Origin of the sequence: Bartonella henselae str. Houston-1 (assembly GCF_000046705.1) — a bacterium.
Lineage (GTDB): Bacteria > Pseudomonadota > Alphaproteobacteria > Rhizobiales > Rhizobiaceae > Bartonella > Bartonella henselae.
This window is the reverse complement of sequence record NC_005956.1, coordinates 898,004-914,327: the sequence shown is the minus strand read 5'-3', so window position 1 is coordinate 914,327 and position 16,324 is coordinate 898,004. Positions and strand designations below refer to the sequence as shown.

11 protein-coding genes, 1 tRNA gene and 3 pseudogenes are annotated in these 16,324 nt (G+C 38.7%); 5 read left to right on the top strand and 10 right to left on the bottom strand.

The genetic code is table 11. The features are described from left to right. Window positions 1-4: 4 nt before the first annotated feature. Entirely contained in the window at window positions 5-496 is a 492-nt protein-coding gene (locus AYT27_RS04150; RefSeq protein WP_011180707.1) for an Lrp/AsnC family transcriptional regulator, read from the top strand. A 34-nt stretch (window positions 497-530) separates the two neighbouring features. Here AYT27_RS04150 and cobT read toward each other — a convergent pair whose 3' ends face one another. The 3 genes from cobT to glpD all read right to left on the bottom strand — a co-directional run bounded on the left by cobT (window position 531) and on the right by glpD (window position 4,961). Beyond that, complete coding sequence (gene cobT / locus AYT27_RS04145) at window positions 531-1,538, bottom strand: nicotinate-nucleotide--dimethylbenzimidazole phosphoribosyltransferase (RefSeq protein WP_011180706.1); 1,008 nt, start codon at window positions 1,536-1,538, stop codon at window positions 531-533. 549 nt (window positions 1,539-2,087) lie between these two features. Then, a complete protein-coding gene (dusA, locus tag AYT27_RS04140; protein WP_011180705.1) occupies window positions 2,088-3,068 on the bottom strand; it encodes a tRNA dihydrouridine(20/20a) synthase DusA in 981 nt (326 codons plus the stop codon). Window positions 3,069-3,428: 360 nt separating this feature from the next. Continuing rightward, entirely contained in the window at window positions 3,429-4,961 is a 1,533-nt protein-coding gene (gene glpD, locus AYT27_RS04135) for a glycerol-3-phosphate dehydrogenase (protein WP_034447770.1), read from the bottom strand. Window positions 4,962-5,301: 340 nt separating this feature from the next. Here glpD and AYT27_RS04125 point away from each other — a divergent pair, with 340 nt between their 5' ends. From AYT27_RS04125 to AYT27_RS04110, 4 genes are all read left to right on the top strand, one after another. Then, window positions 5,302-6,159: a DsbA family protein gene (locus AYT27_RS04125; RefSeq protein WP_011180703.1), complete on the top strand. Its 858-nt coding sequence runs from the start codon at window positions 5,302-5,304 to the stop codon at window positions 6,157-6,159. A gap of 214 nt (window positions 6,160-6,373) precedes the next feature. Beyond that, window positions 6,374-6,865, top strand: a complete 492-nt coding sequence (accB, locus tag AYT27_RS04120) for an acetyl-CoA carboxylase biotin carboxyl carrier protein (protein WP_011180702.1) — start codon at window positions 6,374-6,376, stop codon at window positions 6,863-6,865. A gap of 14 nt (window positions 6,866-6,879) precedes the next feature. After that, window positions 6,880-8,238, top strand: coding sequence for an acetyl-CoA carboxylase biotin carboxylase subunit (accC, locus tag AYT27_RS04115; protein WP_011180701.1), 1,359 nt, complete (start codon window positions 6,880-6,882; stop codon window positions 8,236-8,238). Window positions 8,239-8,435: 197 nt separating this feature from the next. Further along, window positions 8,436-8,511: transfer RNA gene (locus tag AYT27_RS04110), tRNA-Thr, on the top strand. Window positions 8,512-8,614: 103 nt separating this feature from the next. Here the strand turns inward: AYT27_RS04110 and AYT27_RS09225 are convergent. The 7 genes and pseudogenes from AYT27_RS09225 to AYT27_RS04070 all read right to left on the bottom strand — a co-directional run bounded on the left by AYT27_RS09225 (window position 8,615) and on the right by AYT27_RS04070 (window position 15,647). After that, window positions 8,615-8,977: pseudogene (locus tag AYT27_RS09225) on the bottom strand (XRE family transcriptional regulator). Between the two features lie 101 nt (window positions 8,978-9,078). Further along, window positions 9,079-9,186 (bottom strand): annotated as a pseudogene (locus AYT27_RS09560) (type II toxin-antitoxin system YafQ family toxin); the annotation flags it as partial. Between the two features lie 478 nt (window positions 9,187-9,664). Next, window positions 9,665-9,856 (bottom strand): hypothetical protein, encoded by a 192-nt coding sequence (locus AYT27_RS04090; RefSeq protein WP_049784547.1) that lies wholly within the window; start codon window positions 9,854-9,856, stop codon window positions 9,665-9,667. Window positions 9,857-9,994: 138 nt separating this feature from the next. Next, the gene (locus tag AYT27_RS04085; RefSeq protein ID WP_011180696.1) at window positions 9,995-10,399 is read right to left on the bottom strand and encodes a hypothetical protein; all 405 of its coding nucleotides are present in this window, start codon (window positions 10,397-10,399) and stop codon (window positions 9,995-9,997) included. A gap of 20 nt (window positions 10,400-10,419) precedes the next feature. Then, the gene (locus AYT27_RS04080; RefSeq protein ID WP_034447765.1) at window positions 10,420-11,034 is read right to left on the bottom strand and encodes a hypothetical protein; all 615 of its coding nucleotides are present in this window, start codon (window positions 11,032-11,034) and stop codon (window positions 10,420-10,422) included. Continuing rightward, a pseudogene (locus AYT27_RS04075) lies at window positions 11,024-13,821 on the bottom strand (two-partner secretion domain-containing protein); the annotation flags it as partial. The gene AYT27_RS04080 and the pseudogene AYT27_RS04075, both read right to left, overlap by 11 nt. Window positions 13,822-13,844: 23 nt before the next feature. Further along, entirely contained in the window at window positions 13,845-15,647 is a 1,803-nt protein-coding gene (locus AYT27_RS04070) for a ShlB/FhaC/HecB family hemolysin secretion/activation protein (protein ID WP_011180692.1), read from the bottom strand. Between the last annotated feature and the right edge of the window lie 677 nt (window positions 15,648-16,324).

The following is a 16,324-nucleotide window of genomic DNA, read 5'->3' as shown; positions in this document are numbered from 1 at the left end:
AAATATGGATCGTCTTGATCGAAAAATTTTATATCTTTTGCAAGAAAATGCGACACTCTCTGTCGCTGATATCGCTAAAAAAGTAGGACTTTCTACCACTCCTTGTTGGCGTAGAATTCAAAAACTTGAAGAAGATGGTGTTATTCAACGTCGTGTTGCTGTCCTCTCTCCAGAAAAAGTAAATGCACACGTCACTGTTTTTGTTTCTATTCGTACGAACACACACAGCCAAGAATGGCTTAAGCGCTTTTCAAAAATTGTGCAAGAATTTCGTGAAGTGATTGAATTTTATCGAATGAGTGGAGATATTGACTATTTATTGCGTGTCGTCGTTCCCAATATTGAAGCTTATGATCTTTTTTACAAAAAATTAATTGCTAAAATTGACATCCGTGATGTTTCATCTTCTTTCGCAATGGAACAAATTAAATACACCACGGAATTGCCACTCAATTATATAAAACTACACGACAAAACAAGTGAACAAAATTCTTAAAGATTTTTTGATCTTGATAAGATCACTATTATTCTTAAATGGTAAAATGCTCTTGTTCGCACACTACCATTTGGGCATGGGTTAAAACAGCAGCCTTAACAATACCAGCTGCCATAGCCGCACCTGTTCCTTCGCCAAGACGCATCCCTAGATCTAAGAGCGGCTCTTTGTCAATTTTTTGTAAAAGCCTGCGATGTGCTGGCTCAGAGGAAGCGTGCCCAACAAGGGTATGATCAAGAGCTCTTGGATTCATTTTATAAAGCACTGCTGCTGCTGCCGTTACCACAAAACCATCCAAAATAACCGGTATCTTTTCCATTCTAGCAGCTAAAATGGCACCTACGATCGCGGCAATTTCACGTCCTCCTAGACAACGCATTATTTCAAAAGGATCACTAAAACGATGCTTGTGTAAAGAAACAGCGGTTTCCACTGCGGCTATTTTTCGTTGATAAAATCTCTCATCAATTCCTGTGCTGTTCCCTGTCCATTCCTCCACTTCTCCACCAAACAATGCTAAACATAAAGCTGAAGCTATTGTTGTATTGCCAACTCCCATTTCACCGATACACAAGAGATCTGTTCCACCAGCGATGGATTCCATTCCAAATGCCATTGTAGCAGCAGCACTGCGCTCATCCATTGCTGCATCTTTGGTAATATTCATTGTTGGATATTCCAATGCTAGATCAAATATCTTCAATCCAAGATCATAAGCTATGCAAATTTGATTAATAGCACCACCACCAGCCGCAAAGTTTTGTACCATCTTTTGTGTCATAGATTGCGGAAATGGTGTAACGTTCTCCTCTATAACGCCATGATTCCCAGAAAAAATAGCCACTAAAGGTTGCGTTACGATAGGTTTCTCTGCCCCTCTCCATCCGGCATACCAAACCGCTATTTCTCCTAATTTTCCTAGCGCCTCTTGCTTCTTTATTAAACTTTTTTGCCGTTTTTTTGCCAAAATTATAGAAAACTCATCAGCAACTGGTAAACTTGTGAGTAAAGCACGAAAATTATCAAACGGACTAACAGTCATGAAGAAAGACACCTTTTCAAATTTATAATGTGTAATTTAAAATCTTGTCATATAAACAGGATGTGAATAATTTATTGTTTTTTTAAAGCTTTTTAAACATGTTAAATATTATGAACGAAACTTTTTGCACTAACTAACTGTTTTTGTTGATCTACAGATGTATAATCTTATTTTTATATGAGGACTTTAGCCTGTTTTTATATTGAGTGAACATTTTGGTCAGCATATAGTTTTTTCTAAAAAAGATCATAAGCTTCAAGCTTGGTAACAAAAACAGGAAATAGCCAAGATCTTCCCTCATCGGATAAAGTTCGATCACCTTACAAAATTTTTGCATAATGTTGAAAAGAGCTTAAATTATTGGTAGCTATGCGTATTCGTACGAATAGAAACAAAAACAACGAAGGGTAAACAGCTTTCTCTTTCAGTTGAGAATGGCATTAAAGTTCTCTCCACAATAAAGAAGATTAGCTTTCTGAAATCACAAGTTTGGAAGGAAAACTTTAGCAAATTTAAGCTTTGATATCTGTTTATCTGATAAAACTGTTGTTAAATAAGAGCAGAAAAAGCTTCTTTCAAAACATGGATGCCTGCATCTCTTCCTCTTGCATTATTTGATAATATTTGCCTCCATCGACGTGCGCCATTCCGACCATGAAATAAACCAATCATATGACGTGTTACATGAGAAAGTAGCCCCCCTGATGCGATATGTTGAGCAGCATAATCACACATGGCCTCAATGAGATCACTATCGCTAAGATTATTCTGCTGTTCACCATATATTTCAGAATCAATATACTTTAGTAAAGTTGGATCATGATAGACTTGTCGACCAACCATAGCAGCATCACACAGAATCAAATGCTCTTTTATCTCATAAATTGATTTAATTCCACCATTTATTCCAATGAATTTATTATGATATTTTCTTTTTAATTTATAAACTCTGTTATAATTAAGTGGAGGAATATCACGGTTTTCCTTTGGACTTAGTCCTTTTAACCATGCTTTACGTGCATGCACCCAGAGTGCATCACATCCAGCATTCCAAACTTTATCAGCTAAAAGATCTAAAGCTAATTCTTCATCCTGGTCATCTACCCCAACTCGACATTTGACAGTTACAGAGAGTGTAACCACTTTTTTTATTGCTTCTACAGCACTTGCCACAATGTCAGGATATAACATCAAACAAGCACCAAATGCACCAGATTGAACGCGATTTGATGGACAACCAACATTGAGATTTATCTCATCATAACCAAAATCTTCTGCAATTCGCGCAGCTTCTGCTAACTTTTGAGGATCTGATCCCCCTAATTGCAACGCAATTGGATGTTCTTTATGATTCAAAGCCAAAAGTTGTTCACGAACACCATGGATTACAGCATCAGCTACGATCATTTCTGTATAAAGGAGTGCCTTTTTGGTTAAAAGACGGTAAAAAAATCTGCAATGTCGATCTGTCCATCCCAACATTGGTGCTATTGCAAATTTTATTGATGAGGGAAAACTGTAAAATATCACAGCAGCACCCCTTTTCTCTTTTTTAAGAGTTCGCATTTGTACATATCAATATCTGCTTTTTTCTATTTTACAGAAAATTTTATTATCTTTTTGCCATCAATTGAAGGTAAAAAATGCTTTCTCCAATTGTTCTTTTCAATTGATCTAAAATCTTCTCAAAAACAATAAAAAAATTCTCTGAATGGTATTCCTCTCCACTCATCCTGTCTTTTTATTATTCAGCCCATTATCTAAGATATTTTTAATTTAAAGTGCCTCACAATTGATATCATCATAGTTTATAATGCGTAAGCGTTTTTGAATTTAATGCGCAAACAAATGCCACAATAAAACTCAATAAACTTTCTAAAGGCTACGTAATCATGAATTTTGTTCATTGTCTTGTATTTTTTGCATATAAGCAGTAAGAGCATTAATCTCTTTTTTATTAAATAAAAGACCAAGTTTTGAGCGGCGCCATAAAACATCTTCGCACGTTTTAGCCCATTCCTTTTCCATGAGCCATTTTACTTCTACTTCATAAAGTCCATGTCCAAAATTCTTTCCCTTGTCGGCTTTACCATTTGCAAATATCATCAACGCCTCGCAACCATAAGACCTTGCAAGTCTGCGATATGTAAAAGCATCTAAATCTGGAACTAAAAGAGCAATCTTATTTTCTATTGTATCCAGCTTATTATGTGGAAAATCGCCTCCAGGAAGCGTTGAGTTGATTGTCCATGGTTTTCCCTTTTTACCAAGCGCTTTTTCAACAAATTTCATCGCATCTTCAGCTAATTTGCGATAAGTTGTAATCTTACCACCATAAAGATTAAGGATTCTTGGTGTACTTTCTGTACCCATTTCCTTCAAAACATAATCACGCGTGATCTCTTGTGCTTTTGAAGCACCATCGTCATAGAGAGGACGGACACCAGAGTAAGTCCAGACAATGCTTTCACGCAATACCGGTTGCACAAAATATTCACTCGCTGCTGTGCAGATATAGTCAATCTCTGTATCGGTAATATGAACATCAGCTGGATCACCCTGATAACCACAATCTGTTGTTCCAAGCAATGTAAACTCTTCCTGATATGGAATGGAAAACAGAATACGCCCATCTCCGTTTTGGAAAATATAAGCACGATCATGAGCATAAAGCTTTGGAACTAGAATATGAGAACCTCTGACAAGTCGTACCGGTGGATTCTCTTTACAGTCTAATACATTTGACAAAATATGATTAATCCAAGGACCCGTCATATTTGCAACATAAGAAGCCGTAACGCAGGATTCTTTACCGCTTAATTTATCTCGAAGAATCACAACCCATTTTTTTTCTTCACTTTTTAAAGACAGAACTTCCGTTCGTACTTTTATTACAGCCCCCCACTTTTCTGCATCACGAGCATTTGCAATCACTAAACGAGCATCATCTACTCTTGCATCAGAATATTCAAAACCTTTATGATATTCTTCCTTAAGTATAGAGCAAAAACTCTTTGAAAAATTAACCGTTTTACTACGCCACAATTTTTGATTCCAGTTACCAAGATAATCATAAATGAAGAGCCCAAAACGCAACATCCAAGCAGGACGTAATTTTTTATGATAAGGGAGAAGAAAACGCAAAGGACGCACAATATGCGGAGCCATACGCCAAATGATCTCGCGTTCTTTCAGTGCTTCACGAACAAGTCTGAATTCATAATATTCAAGATAACGAAGACCGCCATGAATGAGCTTTGTTGATGCACTTGATGTACCGGATGCAAGATCATTCATTTCAGCCAATCCCACTTTAAATCCACGTCCTGCTGCGTCTCTTGCTAAGCCACATCCATTTATCCCTCCACCAATAATAAAAAGGTCATAATGCGTTGCAGTTTCCATAATTTCACTTTTCATCATTTAATTTAGTTTGTTCCACTGTGCTCAATAAAAGAATAGAAAAAAGTTAACACGAATGCTCTCAATTGAATTATTAAGGTACTTTTTTACAGTCAATATGCAAAAGATATCTCTGATAGCATCAAAGATGAAAACAACATTTAATAACAAAGAAGAAATTCAACTCTTCAAAAACATAATCATCGCAAAATATGCGTTACATAAAATCTTCTTACAGAAAAAACTGCTGTTTTATCAATAACCGATTAGATTTCCACTGTAGTTAAATGCTTTGTTGCACATAGGGAATATTTTTCATATAGTTCAAATAATGTCACAAGAGAAATATGAAGCCATATAGATGATCACTCAACCTCAATACCTAAAAACAAAGCGCATTACAAAATTTTTAATAACAGTTACATTGAGTATTTTGCTTTGTTCACCTTCTCTCTCGAACGAAAGATCAAGCGAAAAAACACTCCAAAACCTTAAAACACAACTTCTGGAAGATTCTAGCTTTTTATCTAAACTTAGAGAAAAAATTACACCACATATTGATGATCACGATATTCAAAAGATTATAAGAGATTATCTCCTTACTAATCCAGAAATTATAATTGAGATGCAGCTTATTCTTCAAGACAAGCTAGAAAAACAAAGTGCGCAAAATACCCAAAAACAAGCTTCAATTATCAACTCATTGAAAAAGCAAATTTTTCAGTCCCCTTATGATGCTGTTTTGGGAAATCCAAATGGTAAAAGAGTGCTAGTTGATTTTTTTGATTATAATTGTGGATATTGTAAAATTTCTTATCCATACATAGAAAACTTAATAAAAGAATACCCAGACCTACGGGTTATTATCAAAGATTTACCAATTTTGGGATCTGATTCCATGGCAGCACATATTGTTGCTTATGCTTTTCGAAAACAATTTCCAGAAAAATATCCTCAGTTTTATAAAGAGCTTTTAACGCATCAGAGTCGCGCAAACGAAATCAAAGCTATAAAAATAGCAGTTTCATTAGGAGCAGATGAAAAGAAACTGCGCAATGCAATCAAAGATTCTAGCTTGCAAAACGCCTTTAAAAAAAATATTCAAATTGCCTCTAGACTGAATATTACGGGAACACCTTCTTATATAATTGGTGATAAATTACTCATCGGAGCTGTGAGTGAAGAAATCCTCAAAGAAGCCATAGAAAATATGCAATGAATATTCTTTCTTTACTTCGTTATCTTTTAAAATACCCTAAATTAGATGATTTTATGCTTTCTCTTTTTTAACAACAGGCTTATAAGTGCAATTTTGCATAGCACACACAGGTATTAAATTACATAGAATGCTCAAAAAGGTCATCCGTAGTCTAGAGATATTCAGTCATAATTAAATAATGACGATCTTCATTGATCAAGGAGTTAGAAAAAAAATGGCAACAAAAAAAATGGACGCTGTAAAACAGACCGCAATTGATACAAAAATTATCCGTGACCTTGCTGAAATTTTGAATGATACCAATTTAACCAATATTGAGCTTGAACAGGGCGGACTGCGTATTTGTGTATCACGTCAAAACATCACAGCCGTTCCCGAACAAACGATTTATGCTCCTGTTTCTACTCCTACTGTTTCTGTAGCTTCTCCTCCAACACCAACAATTGAAACTCCTAAGCCAGAAGATAGATCAAAGAATGCAATAACATCTCCAATGGTTGGTACAGCCTATCTTGCACCTTCACCGGGTGCACAACCTTTTGTAGAGATAGGGCAAAATGTTTCTGAAGGACAAACTCTACTTATCATTGAAGCGATGAAAACAATGAATCAAATTCCGTCCCCACGTTCAGGCAAAGTGACTACTATTTTTGTTAAAGATGGCCAACCCGTTGAGTTTGGTGAACCGCTTATTGTTGTTGAATAAAGTGAGAAGTAGCTATGATTCGAAAAATCCTCATTGCTAATCGGGGAGAAATTGCTCTTCGCGTTTTGCGAGCCTGCAAAGAACTTGGAATAAAAACCGTAGCCGTTCACTCAACTGCTGACGCTGATGCAATGCACGTTCGTCTTGCTGACGAAAGTGTCTGTATTGGACCTCCCCCAGTTCGCGATTCTTATTTAAGTATTCAACAAATTATTGCTGCCTGTGAGATCACAGGTGCTGATGCGGTTCATCCGGGCTATGGTTTTCTTTCTGAGAATGCAAAATTTGCAGATGTTCTAGAAGCCCATAAGATTACATTCATTGGCCCAACGGCTGCGCATATTCGCATCATGGGTGATAAAATTGAAGCAAAAAAAACCGCTAAAAAACTTGGAATTCCTGTAGTCCCTGGTTCAGATGGGGCAATTACTGAAGAAGCAGAGGCTCTGCGTATTGCCCATGAAATTGGTTATCCCGTTATTATTAAAGCTTCTGCCGGCGGTGGCGGACGCGGTATGAAAGTGGTTCGTTCTGAACAAGAGTTTGCTATAGCTCTTGAAACAACACGTTCAGAAGCAGCAGCAGCTTTTGGTGATGATGCAGTTTATATCGAAAAATATTTAGAAAAGCCACGTCATATTGAAATTCAAGTTATAGGTGATGGAGCTGGGAATGCTATTCACTTAGGGGAACGCGATTGTTCACTTCAACGGCGTCATCAAAAAATATGGGAAGAAGCAACTTCACCTGCACTTAATGAAATTGAACGGAAAAAAATTGGCGATATTGTCGCAAATGCTTGTGCACAACTAGGATATCGTGGAGCGGGTACTATTGAATTTCTTTATGAAAATGGCAAATTCTATTTTATTGAAATGAATACGCGTTTACAAGTTGAACACCCTGTAACTGAAGCGATTACGGGCATAGATTTAGTCCATGAGCAAATTCATATTGCATCAGGTTGTAGGCTTTCAGTTGTACAAGAGGATATCTGCTTCTCTGGTCATGCTATTGAATGTCGTATTAATGCGGAAGATCCTATTAACTTTACACCATCACCGGGAACTATTACACATTTTCATACACCTGGAGGTTTAGGAATACGTGTCGATTCAGGTGCTTATTCAGGTTACTGTATTCCTCCTTATTACGATAGTATGATTGGAAAGCTTATTGTTCATGGACGTACCCGTTTAGAATGCATGATGCGTTTACGGCGTGCTTTAGATGAGTTTGTAGTTGATGGGATAAAAACTACATTACCTCTCTTTCGCGATCTCATTAACAATCAAGATATTGCAGATGGTAATTATAATATTCATTGGCTAGAAAAATATCTTTCTAGCCAATCAACTTCTTCAGACTCGTGATTCAGTAACAAAATGATGTGCTTTCATCAGCGGCTTCTATGAAGTGGTAATGTGGAAATAATATAAAACGTTGCTGTAAAAAATAGTAAGAAAGATGATTTTATAATTTGTGGTATAAGTTTTTTAAAAATATGTACAAAAACTAATAATTTTCTATTTTCCTTTTTATGAGTTTGTGCTAGTTCCTGTGTGGTTGTGCCCTTATAGCTCAGTTGGTAGAGCACCTGATTTGTAATCAGGGGGTCGGGAGTTCGAGTCTCTCTGGGGGCACCATATGTGCTTTTATTTCTCATGTGTCCTATTGATTTTATATACTTTTTTCAAGATAAGGGATGCATAAATAAAAAGTGAGGGAATAGGATTTCCCAACACAGATTTAAAAAGTGTATCCTTTTTTGCAAACTTTTTCTAACAATTCTTTGGATTTTGCTAAGTTCTGTTGTAAAAATTCTCTAAACTTCTAACGAACATGCCAACAATTTCATGGCTAAAGGAATCACAAGGCTTTACTGTAAAAACTATACGGCCGACATCAGCATTCCTTCTTAAATGATCTGCTGCTTCTCAGTTTAAAGCTTAGAGTTCAATGATCTTTTCTTCCATGCCAACGGGTACAGATTTTTTGCCAATTTCTACAGAAGATAAAAATGCTATAGAGATATCTAATTGCCATATCTAAGAGGTGTTCTGAGTGATCAATGCGAAGCTTGCGTAAGATTTTACCAAATGATGTAAGCATCTAAAAAGCCCTGTTAGAAGAAGAAATATTCTTGTGATTCTAACACAACTTTTCAGTTTCTCCTCTGCAATGATTACGAATAGCGCTATAATACTCTTCACTTATCTAAATAAGTCTGAATGTGCATCTGTCCTATCAAAATGGACACGCTCTTGGTCAAATATATAAACTAATAACCAATCTGGTTCTATATGAAGATCTCTACGAGGCTTCCAGTTTCCTTATAATGCATGATTATTTAATACAGCAGGCAATTGCTTTTTGTTAAGCAGAAAAAGTGTGTCTTTCTATCTCTCCTGTTTCTCTGAATTACGTTTATAATCGAACACTGTTTCTTCTCTTAACTCTTTGTGAACCACTTTTTTAGATGTGAGAAGATATTGTCGAGTGCGTCCATAAGGCGGGCAAAATCGATAACAAACATAAAGATGATGAATGCTACCCACTTCATACAACGAGACATCATCCTCACACCTTGGTAGGGTTTAATCATCTCGTGAAGCAGCTATTGTTCTGTTTTGGTGAGAGCTTTCTCTTGATACCTTCGCTTTCTTGTCATTTCTCCAACCACACAAGCGTTCACCCTGTTTGTTATGCTTCAAAATATCTCTTGCTAGATTCTGGCTAATCACACTAACATCTTGCCTATCCAAATAAATGGGTAACCAACCAATACAAGAAACAGGTTCATTTGTTGCGCAACCAGTTAAAGAGATCAGTACGCACATCAACATCACTTTTCTGATTAATCTCATTTTCTACCTCAAGCCGTGTTGTGGCTGTCTTTAAAGCATACTCTGTTTTCTTGTACTGTTCAGATTTCTTGCCAAGCTGAAAGGCTCTTGCTAAAACCATAAAAAAAACGGCTAAAGCCATCATCACAAGAAACAGATGTCATTATTTTATCTCTGATTTTCAAGACCGTTCACAACTGAAAGAATTAAATAGAAAAAACAATCCTACACAAGCATGGGAACACATGAATGTGGGGATTGTAGTTTCCACAAACAGCAATATTTAAGGTTGGCATTCATATTGTTCTGGATGCTTTTTACAAAAAGGGCTGTTTAAGCGCTTCTTGACACTGCGCTGTGGAATGACAGCGCCAGGACGACAAATCGGAAGGTTTTCGGCTTTATGGTTTCCACACCATCCCCCCCCCACATCATATTTATAGCGGAACCCTGCTTGAAGCATGCAAGCATCAATGGTTGCCATTTGATTGAAACTGCGATTATCGTTTTCTGGATCGCGATCATAAGGGGTTGGCATGCCACATTCTAACAAGGCTTTTCCTATCTCAGTAAAATCTGCTCCTGGCTTCTCCCATGCTCCTATAGATGATACGGGAGGTTGATTAAACTGACATCCGGTTATACCTAATAAAGTTACCGCACCTAATAGTCTTAGAGTTTGTTTCATTTTTTACTCCATGATTTAATTCAAGGTTTTTGTTTTAAATGAGATGAGCCATAAAGTGTGTTGCAAATAGCATTCGCATCTCCAAGGCAAGTATGGGGATTGTCAGGATCTGTAAACATTCTCCACCATTCTTTCCAAGCATTACTGTCTGAAGGAATTGTCTTGTAAGTATAGCTATTACCGCCAATCCATCGGCTGACAAAATCATATCTATGCCCATCAAAACCAACAGTGGTTTGTTTGCCGTCACTCACATAGCCTAACAGATCGGATGCAACTAAAACATTAAAGGCTGGTCCATAGAGATTGATAGTCGTGTTTTCGTTAGCTATCCCGTGCACACCTTGTTGTTGAAAAGAATACAGCATATTCCCCAATGTCATGCTACCGCGACTATGGGCATAAAGTTCTAACCCTGTATTACCATAGCGAGACATCAGATCTTTTGCTTCTTGTGTTGAATTGGTCAAACCCCAAAAGTTATTTTCCAGTAACTTCTGATACCCCGCTACCAGAAGTTCTGAGAGAGCCGTATCGGCTTGTGGAAACACCACAAAATAAAGCGGTTCATTTTTATTAACAGCATGTTGCTCGGCATAAACAGCAGCTTCCTCTGGGGGTGTAAACAGGCTCAAATTCCCAAGTAAATGCCTTATAGACTGATCCATCTTTTAAAGTTGCCGTACCATACGTTCCTTCTTTGCTATTCCAAAGTGGAGTATCTAAGAAAATTTTTACGTGCCCTTTAAAAGGTCCCGTATGACTTTGATGTTCGTGCCCCTTTCCCCAAAGATTGGGCCCATCTTGATATAACATCCCATCACTGAGTTGATCAGCCCCCTCTGGTCTTTGAAATGAAAGATCGCTATATTCCTTTTTTTCCTTCATTTCCGGTATGCTATCGGCTTCATTTTGCAATGTTTTGGTTTGGATGTTTAAGTTTTCACCTGCCTGAATCAAACCTGCTTTGTTGACAAGAGAAAGGCTCTTTCCTGTGCCCCCCAAATTGGTGAAAGATAAATCACCCTCTGCCACAATGGCACCCAAATCATTCAACAAAGCCCCATCAACTTTGAGCGCACCATTGCCCTTCACATAGATTAAACCCGTTTTGCTGTTGGTCGCATCACCTGTCACACTGAAGGCTAAATTCTGCCCCGCTGCCAATTGACCACTATTGTGAAGCTTCCCTGTTTTGATGGTAAAATCTCGTGCCGCTAAAACCGATGTTTCCTTATCCGTCATAATCCCTGGAGCTCTAAAAATAATATCTCCACTCCCCCCCTTATCTGTCACAGATTGCAACCGTGCATGCTGAATATCAAGGGCATTGGTGCTTTGAAAGTCTAAACCGCCATAAGTCAATTCGCTCCCCGAAACATCAATATGATCCCCCTTTAAATACAGCGTTTGAGGCGTGTAAATATGAGAACAATTCTTGCTTAAATCGAGAGTGTTTGCTGTCAACCTCACATCCCCCATGGCAGACAGCACATTCTCAACACTAATCCCTCCAGATCCCGATGTCAGTGTTGTGCTGCCATAGCCAATAACCTGATCATAATAAATGTCGTTGCCAGCAAAAAGGGCAATATTTTCACCACTGATAATATGTCCAACCTTTATCCCCCTTTGTGCCGTAATCGAAAGCGAGCCCTTCTCATGCAAAATAAGTTTGCCAAAAACACTCGATTGGACAAAATCTCCCCCTGTCATCAGTGTGCCAGCCTCAAGGTTCCTGACCTTTAAAACAGCATCTCCACCCGTCATCAGAGAAGAAAAATCAACCGCTCCACCATCAATATCTGCCCTTCCATAAGCAATCAGTTGTCCAAAATGAACTCCAGCATCCGGTTGGGTATGAATAGCAACATTATCATGAGATTGAAGAAATTGAGAAACCGAAATCCCCTGAGGAGAAACCAGAGTGATCTCTCCCGCTCCATAAATGCTTTCCGCAGCTATCACACCTCCCACACTTTGGAGATCAACACCCCCATGGCTGCCCAAAACAAGCTTCCCAGCAGCCCCCGTTGCTGCCATATCAACCCCACCGGCTAAAAGATGCGCCCTGATATCACCACCAGCATGTGCTTTTAAATTGCCCCCAGACAAAATAGTGCCACCAATGGTCAGATCACCGCCCGTTGCAAACGCTATATCAGCCCCTGCCCCTAGCCCAGAGACTTTGATGGCTTCGCGCGAAGACAGCTGCATGTTGCCTCCAGAGGTCGCTTGCCCGGCAATGGTTAAAAGCCCTTCTTGTGCCTCTGCTATAAAATGACCATCTGCCCCAATGGTTTCTAACGTCACATCTTTTTTTGCCGCAATCTCAATATGCTTTTTGGATGCAATGTGTTTTGCCAACACACTCTGGCTTTTTGATTTCAGAACAACACCCCTATGACCAAAGGCATTCTGTAGTGAGATTTTTCCATCCGCAGAAAGATGTAACTGCCCCGCATTGGCCGCCATATCATGGCGCATGCGAACCCCAACACCTTTTTCTGTCGCAACAAGTTTAATCTGATCCGCCTGGAGAGCCCCCAAAGCAGAACCATCTATCGCATATTCCGGCTTACCAGTAATATCGGTAAGTGCCTTCATTTGGCGAGAAGCATAATCAAAATTTCCCGTACCAGCCGCAACTCCAATTTCCCTGCCCGCAACAGGACCTTCAAAATGCACAGTGCGTGAAACAATATCGACAACATCAACCACCCCTTTGCCTGAAAAAAATTCCCAAAATGCACAGTGCGTGAAACAATATCGACAACATCAACCACCCCTTTGCCTGAAAAAAAATTCGCACCCCTTGCACCAAAAGTGATCTCCCCACCTTTCACCACAAAACCTTTCAAAAAACCAGAAACATCAATTTCTGGAACACCGGTGGTTAATGTCGCATGGGGCGTATTGATAAACCCACAACCATCACAGCTTATGCCATTGGGGTTGGCTATAATCACATCGGCTTGTTTTCCAAAAACTTCTCCTGGGCCATTCAACGCACTGCGTTTTCCGCTTGTTACTTCATTTAAAATAACCTTCGCTGAACCAGAAAAACGCAAATGTGGATTGCCAGGCATAATGCCCCCCAATTGCGATTGTCCCACTTCTTGCGCATGATTGTTCCAAATCACACCTACATGGCCAATATTAAAATCATCATATTTATTGTGCGATAAACCGCTGCTGTTGGGGGTAACAATATCAATGGAAGGAACCCCATTGGGGGCTGCCACAATATCTGGACGATGGGCAGAATTCGCCTTCGCATCAACAGAAATTTGCGCCTGTAACGCTGAAGGTGCTAACAAACAAGAAAAACCAAGCCCCCAAAATAAAACCTTCTTGAGCATCGTACTAGAGACTAAAACACCTAATAAAGTCGCTCTTTGTTCTCTCTTCTCATATCTCATGCTTGTATTCGCCATCACTATCCTTAAAGATCCATTGTTAATGTCATTAAAAACGTGCCTGACTTCTTGTGCTTAATCGTGCTCCAGAAAATACTGGAATAACTAGCATCAAGAGAAACCATCCCCCCTGAAAGCTTGACACCTGCTGTCCAACCAGCAAGCTGTTCATGCGTAAAACCATACAAAGCTTGCGGAAAAACACGACCATAGTCCAAACCAACAAAGGGGCGAAGTTCACCAAAAACCTTTTTGAGCGTCGCGTTATTGCTCCACCAAATGGTGCGCAGAAACAGCTCATTACGGATAAAAAAACCGTTATTGCCAAAAATCAAACTCTCGCGCATGCCTCGAACATTGGAAGCACCTCCCAACGAAATCTGCTCTGCACCCAATAAATTATGCGGTGAATATTGACCACTCAAAAGATTGCTCAATAGAAAATTCCACTCACCAACCTTAAAGGGTGTCATAACGCTGAGTGTGCCGGTAAATTTTGCAAATTGAGGCTCCGCATCCCCCGCTCCTGGAACATGTTTCTTTACAGATTGAAATAAAGGAAGTCCTTGCAAATAACTCACATCAAAGCTCCATGTGCCCCCAAACATCTGGCGAGTATGCAAAATGCCAAAATTAGCTACACTATATTGACGGCTCCCAACCTCTATCTTATTGCCAAGAAGGTAGTTGTTGCTCCTTTTATAGGAAAGACCCACATTCAAAATTGTCAGGGAAACACTATCACGATGAAAAACCCTGCTTGTACTGGCATGTAATTCACTCGAATCCCCCGTCGTCTCAATATCGGTAAAATTGCCAGGAAGAATACTTTGATAATTATAAGCATAGCCATTTAAACCAAAGCTCCAATAACCATAGGGAATGCTCACACTCGCTGAAATGTTATTGCTATGGCCCTCTTGTGTGCTCCCACCCCAATAATCTGATTGACTGCGTTGATAGCTAAAATTCCACGCATCATTGAAACCTAAAATATTTTCTAACGTTAAGCCCGCTTTATAACGCGCATAACCCGTGGAGGATTGTCCCATATTGTCATGAGAAATACCAACCTTGAAAGCTTTACTAGGCCGATTGTTAATATTCACAATGGTGCTACCATCTTCACGACCCGGGAGAAGTTCGCTTTGAGCGTGCCCCGAAAAAAGCCTGTTGATTTGATCAAGCCCCTGTTCAATATCGCGCATATTCAGAATATGCCCTTTCAAACCCGGAAAAGCACTCCAGACAACATAATTATGAGAAGAAGCTGGTAAACCATTGTAATAAATATCCGAAAGCTTGCCCTCAACCACAACAAGTTTGAGCGCCTTGCTGCTTTTGATATCCTGATCTGGGATATAAAAACGCGCCGTGATATAGCCTTGATCCAAATAAATCTTGGTTAACTGCTTGATTAAAAACTGGATATCAGAAAGACCTATACATCTTCCAACATAAGGACCTGTTACAGCTGCTATAGAACTCTTCTTGAGATGATAAACCCCATCAACAATAATATCATGAATTGGAAAGCAGTACCCACTCCCCCAAAGTGCTCTCGGCTTTCCTTCAAAAGGCCTTGTCATGCCTTTAGGCGTTAAAGCACGTAAATTCTCAATGCTTTCTAATTGCTGCTTCTCTGAATATCCGCGAGAAAAATTCTCCGTTGGAGAATGTGGGGATAAAACAGAAAAAGACCGACCATAAACCATTACGCCATGAAACAAGTCATATAACACTAAAATGGCAAGAAAAATTCTCAAAAGAGAACTTTGGCGTAAAAAGATGAATAACAATACAAATTGCCCCCGCTTTGCACCATTCATGAAGCATTGTTTAAAAGAACTTCATGAACCTCTAACAATACCACTCAAAACAGCCACGACCCTATGACGCTTTTAACAAAAGCACATGCCGTAACCAAAGAAAAGTGATACCCAAAAACTGCTTTATTTAAATTGCTGAAAGTTTCTCCCCCACATTCATATAAAAAGACCCCTAACCAAAACTGTTTAGCTCGTCAATGCTTAATACCTCAATATTCCCATAAATATAAAGGATAAATTTGCTAAATCATGTCCCCTTATTCATAGAGTGAACCTTCAAAGTACGCCTCATCTATGAGTTTTGAGGATTCCCTTTACCCCCCTTTATATATTTTTTTTCAATCAAAAAATAAAAGTCATTATATTTCAATAAGTTAATTTTTAAATAAACAACCTATATTAAAATGCAATCTGCAAATACAACTCATAGTATATTTTTGAAGGTATTTTGGAGGTTTGAGAAACCTTCAAAACCTAGCTGTAAAATGCTTCAAAATACTCATTCTGATATTAAAAAATACACACCGCATTTGTCTTGATTAACCCGTCAAACGAATAGCAAATTTCACTACTTTGCTGATTTGGAGCTCGATCATGGGCTGTCGATAAATAGCCTAAAAACCTTTTGAAAAAATTCTATCGGCTTTATTTGCTTTTTTCTGCATTTTTCACACTAT

Excerpts from the sequence above, each read along its gene's own strand:
- cobT (WP_011180706.1), bottom strand. The coding sequence starts at position 1,538 with ATGACTGTTAGTCCGTTTGATAATTTTCGTGCTTTACTCACAAGTTTA.
- accC (WP_011180701.1), top strand. The coding sequence starts at position 6,880 with ATGATTCGAAAAATCCTCATTGCTAATCGGGGAGAAATTGCTCTTCGC.
- AYT27_RS04150 (WP_011180707.1), top strand. The coding sequence starts at position 5 with ATGGATCGTCTTGATCGAAAAATTTTATATCTTTTGCAAGAAAATGCG.
- AYT27_RS04085 (WP_011180696.1), bottom strand. The coding sequence starts at position 10,399 with ATGAAACAAACTCTAAGACTATTAGGTGCGGTAACTTTATTAGGTATA.
- accB (WP_011180702.1), top strand. The coding sequence starts at position 6,374 with ATGGCAACAAAAAAAATGGACGCTGTAAAACAGACCGCAATTGATACA.
- AYT27_RS04070 (WP_011180692.1), bottom strand. The coding sequence starts at position 15,647 with ATGAATGGTGCAAAGCGGGGGCAATTTGTATTGTTATTCATCTTTTTA.
- AYT27_RS04090 (WP_049784547.1), bottom strand. The coding sequence starts at position 9,856 with ATGATGGCTTTAGCCGTTTTTTTTATGGTTTTAGCAAGAGCCTTTCAG.
- glpD (WP_034447770.1), bottom strand. The coding sequence starts at position 4,961 with ATGATGAAAAGTGAAATTATGGAAACTGCAACGCATTATGACCTTTTT.
- AYT27_RS04125 (WP_011180703.1), top strand. The coding sequence starts at position 5,302 with ATGATCACTCAACCTCAATACCTAAAAACAAAGCGCATTACAAAATTT.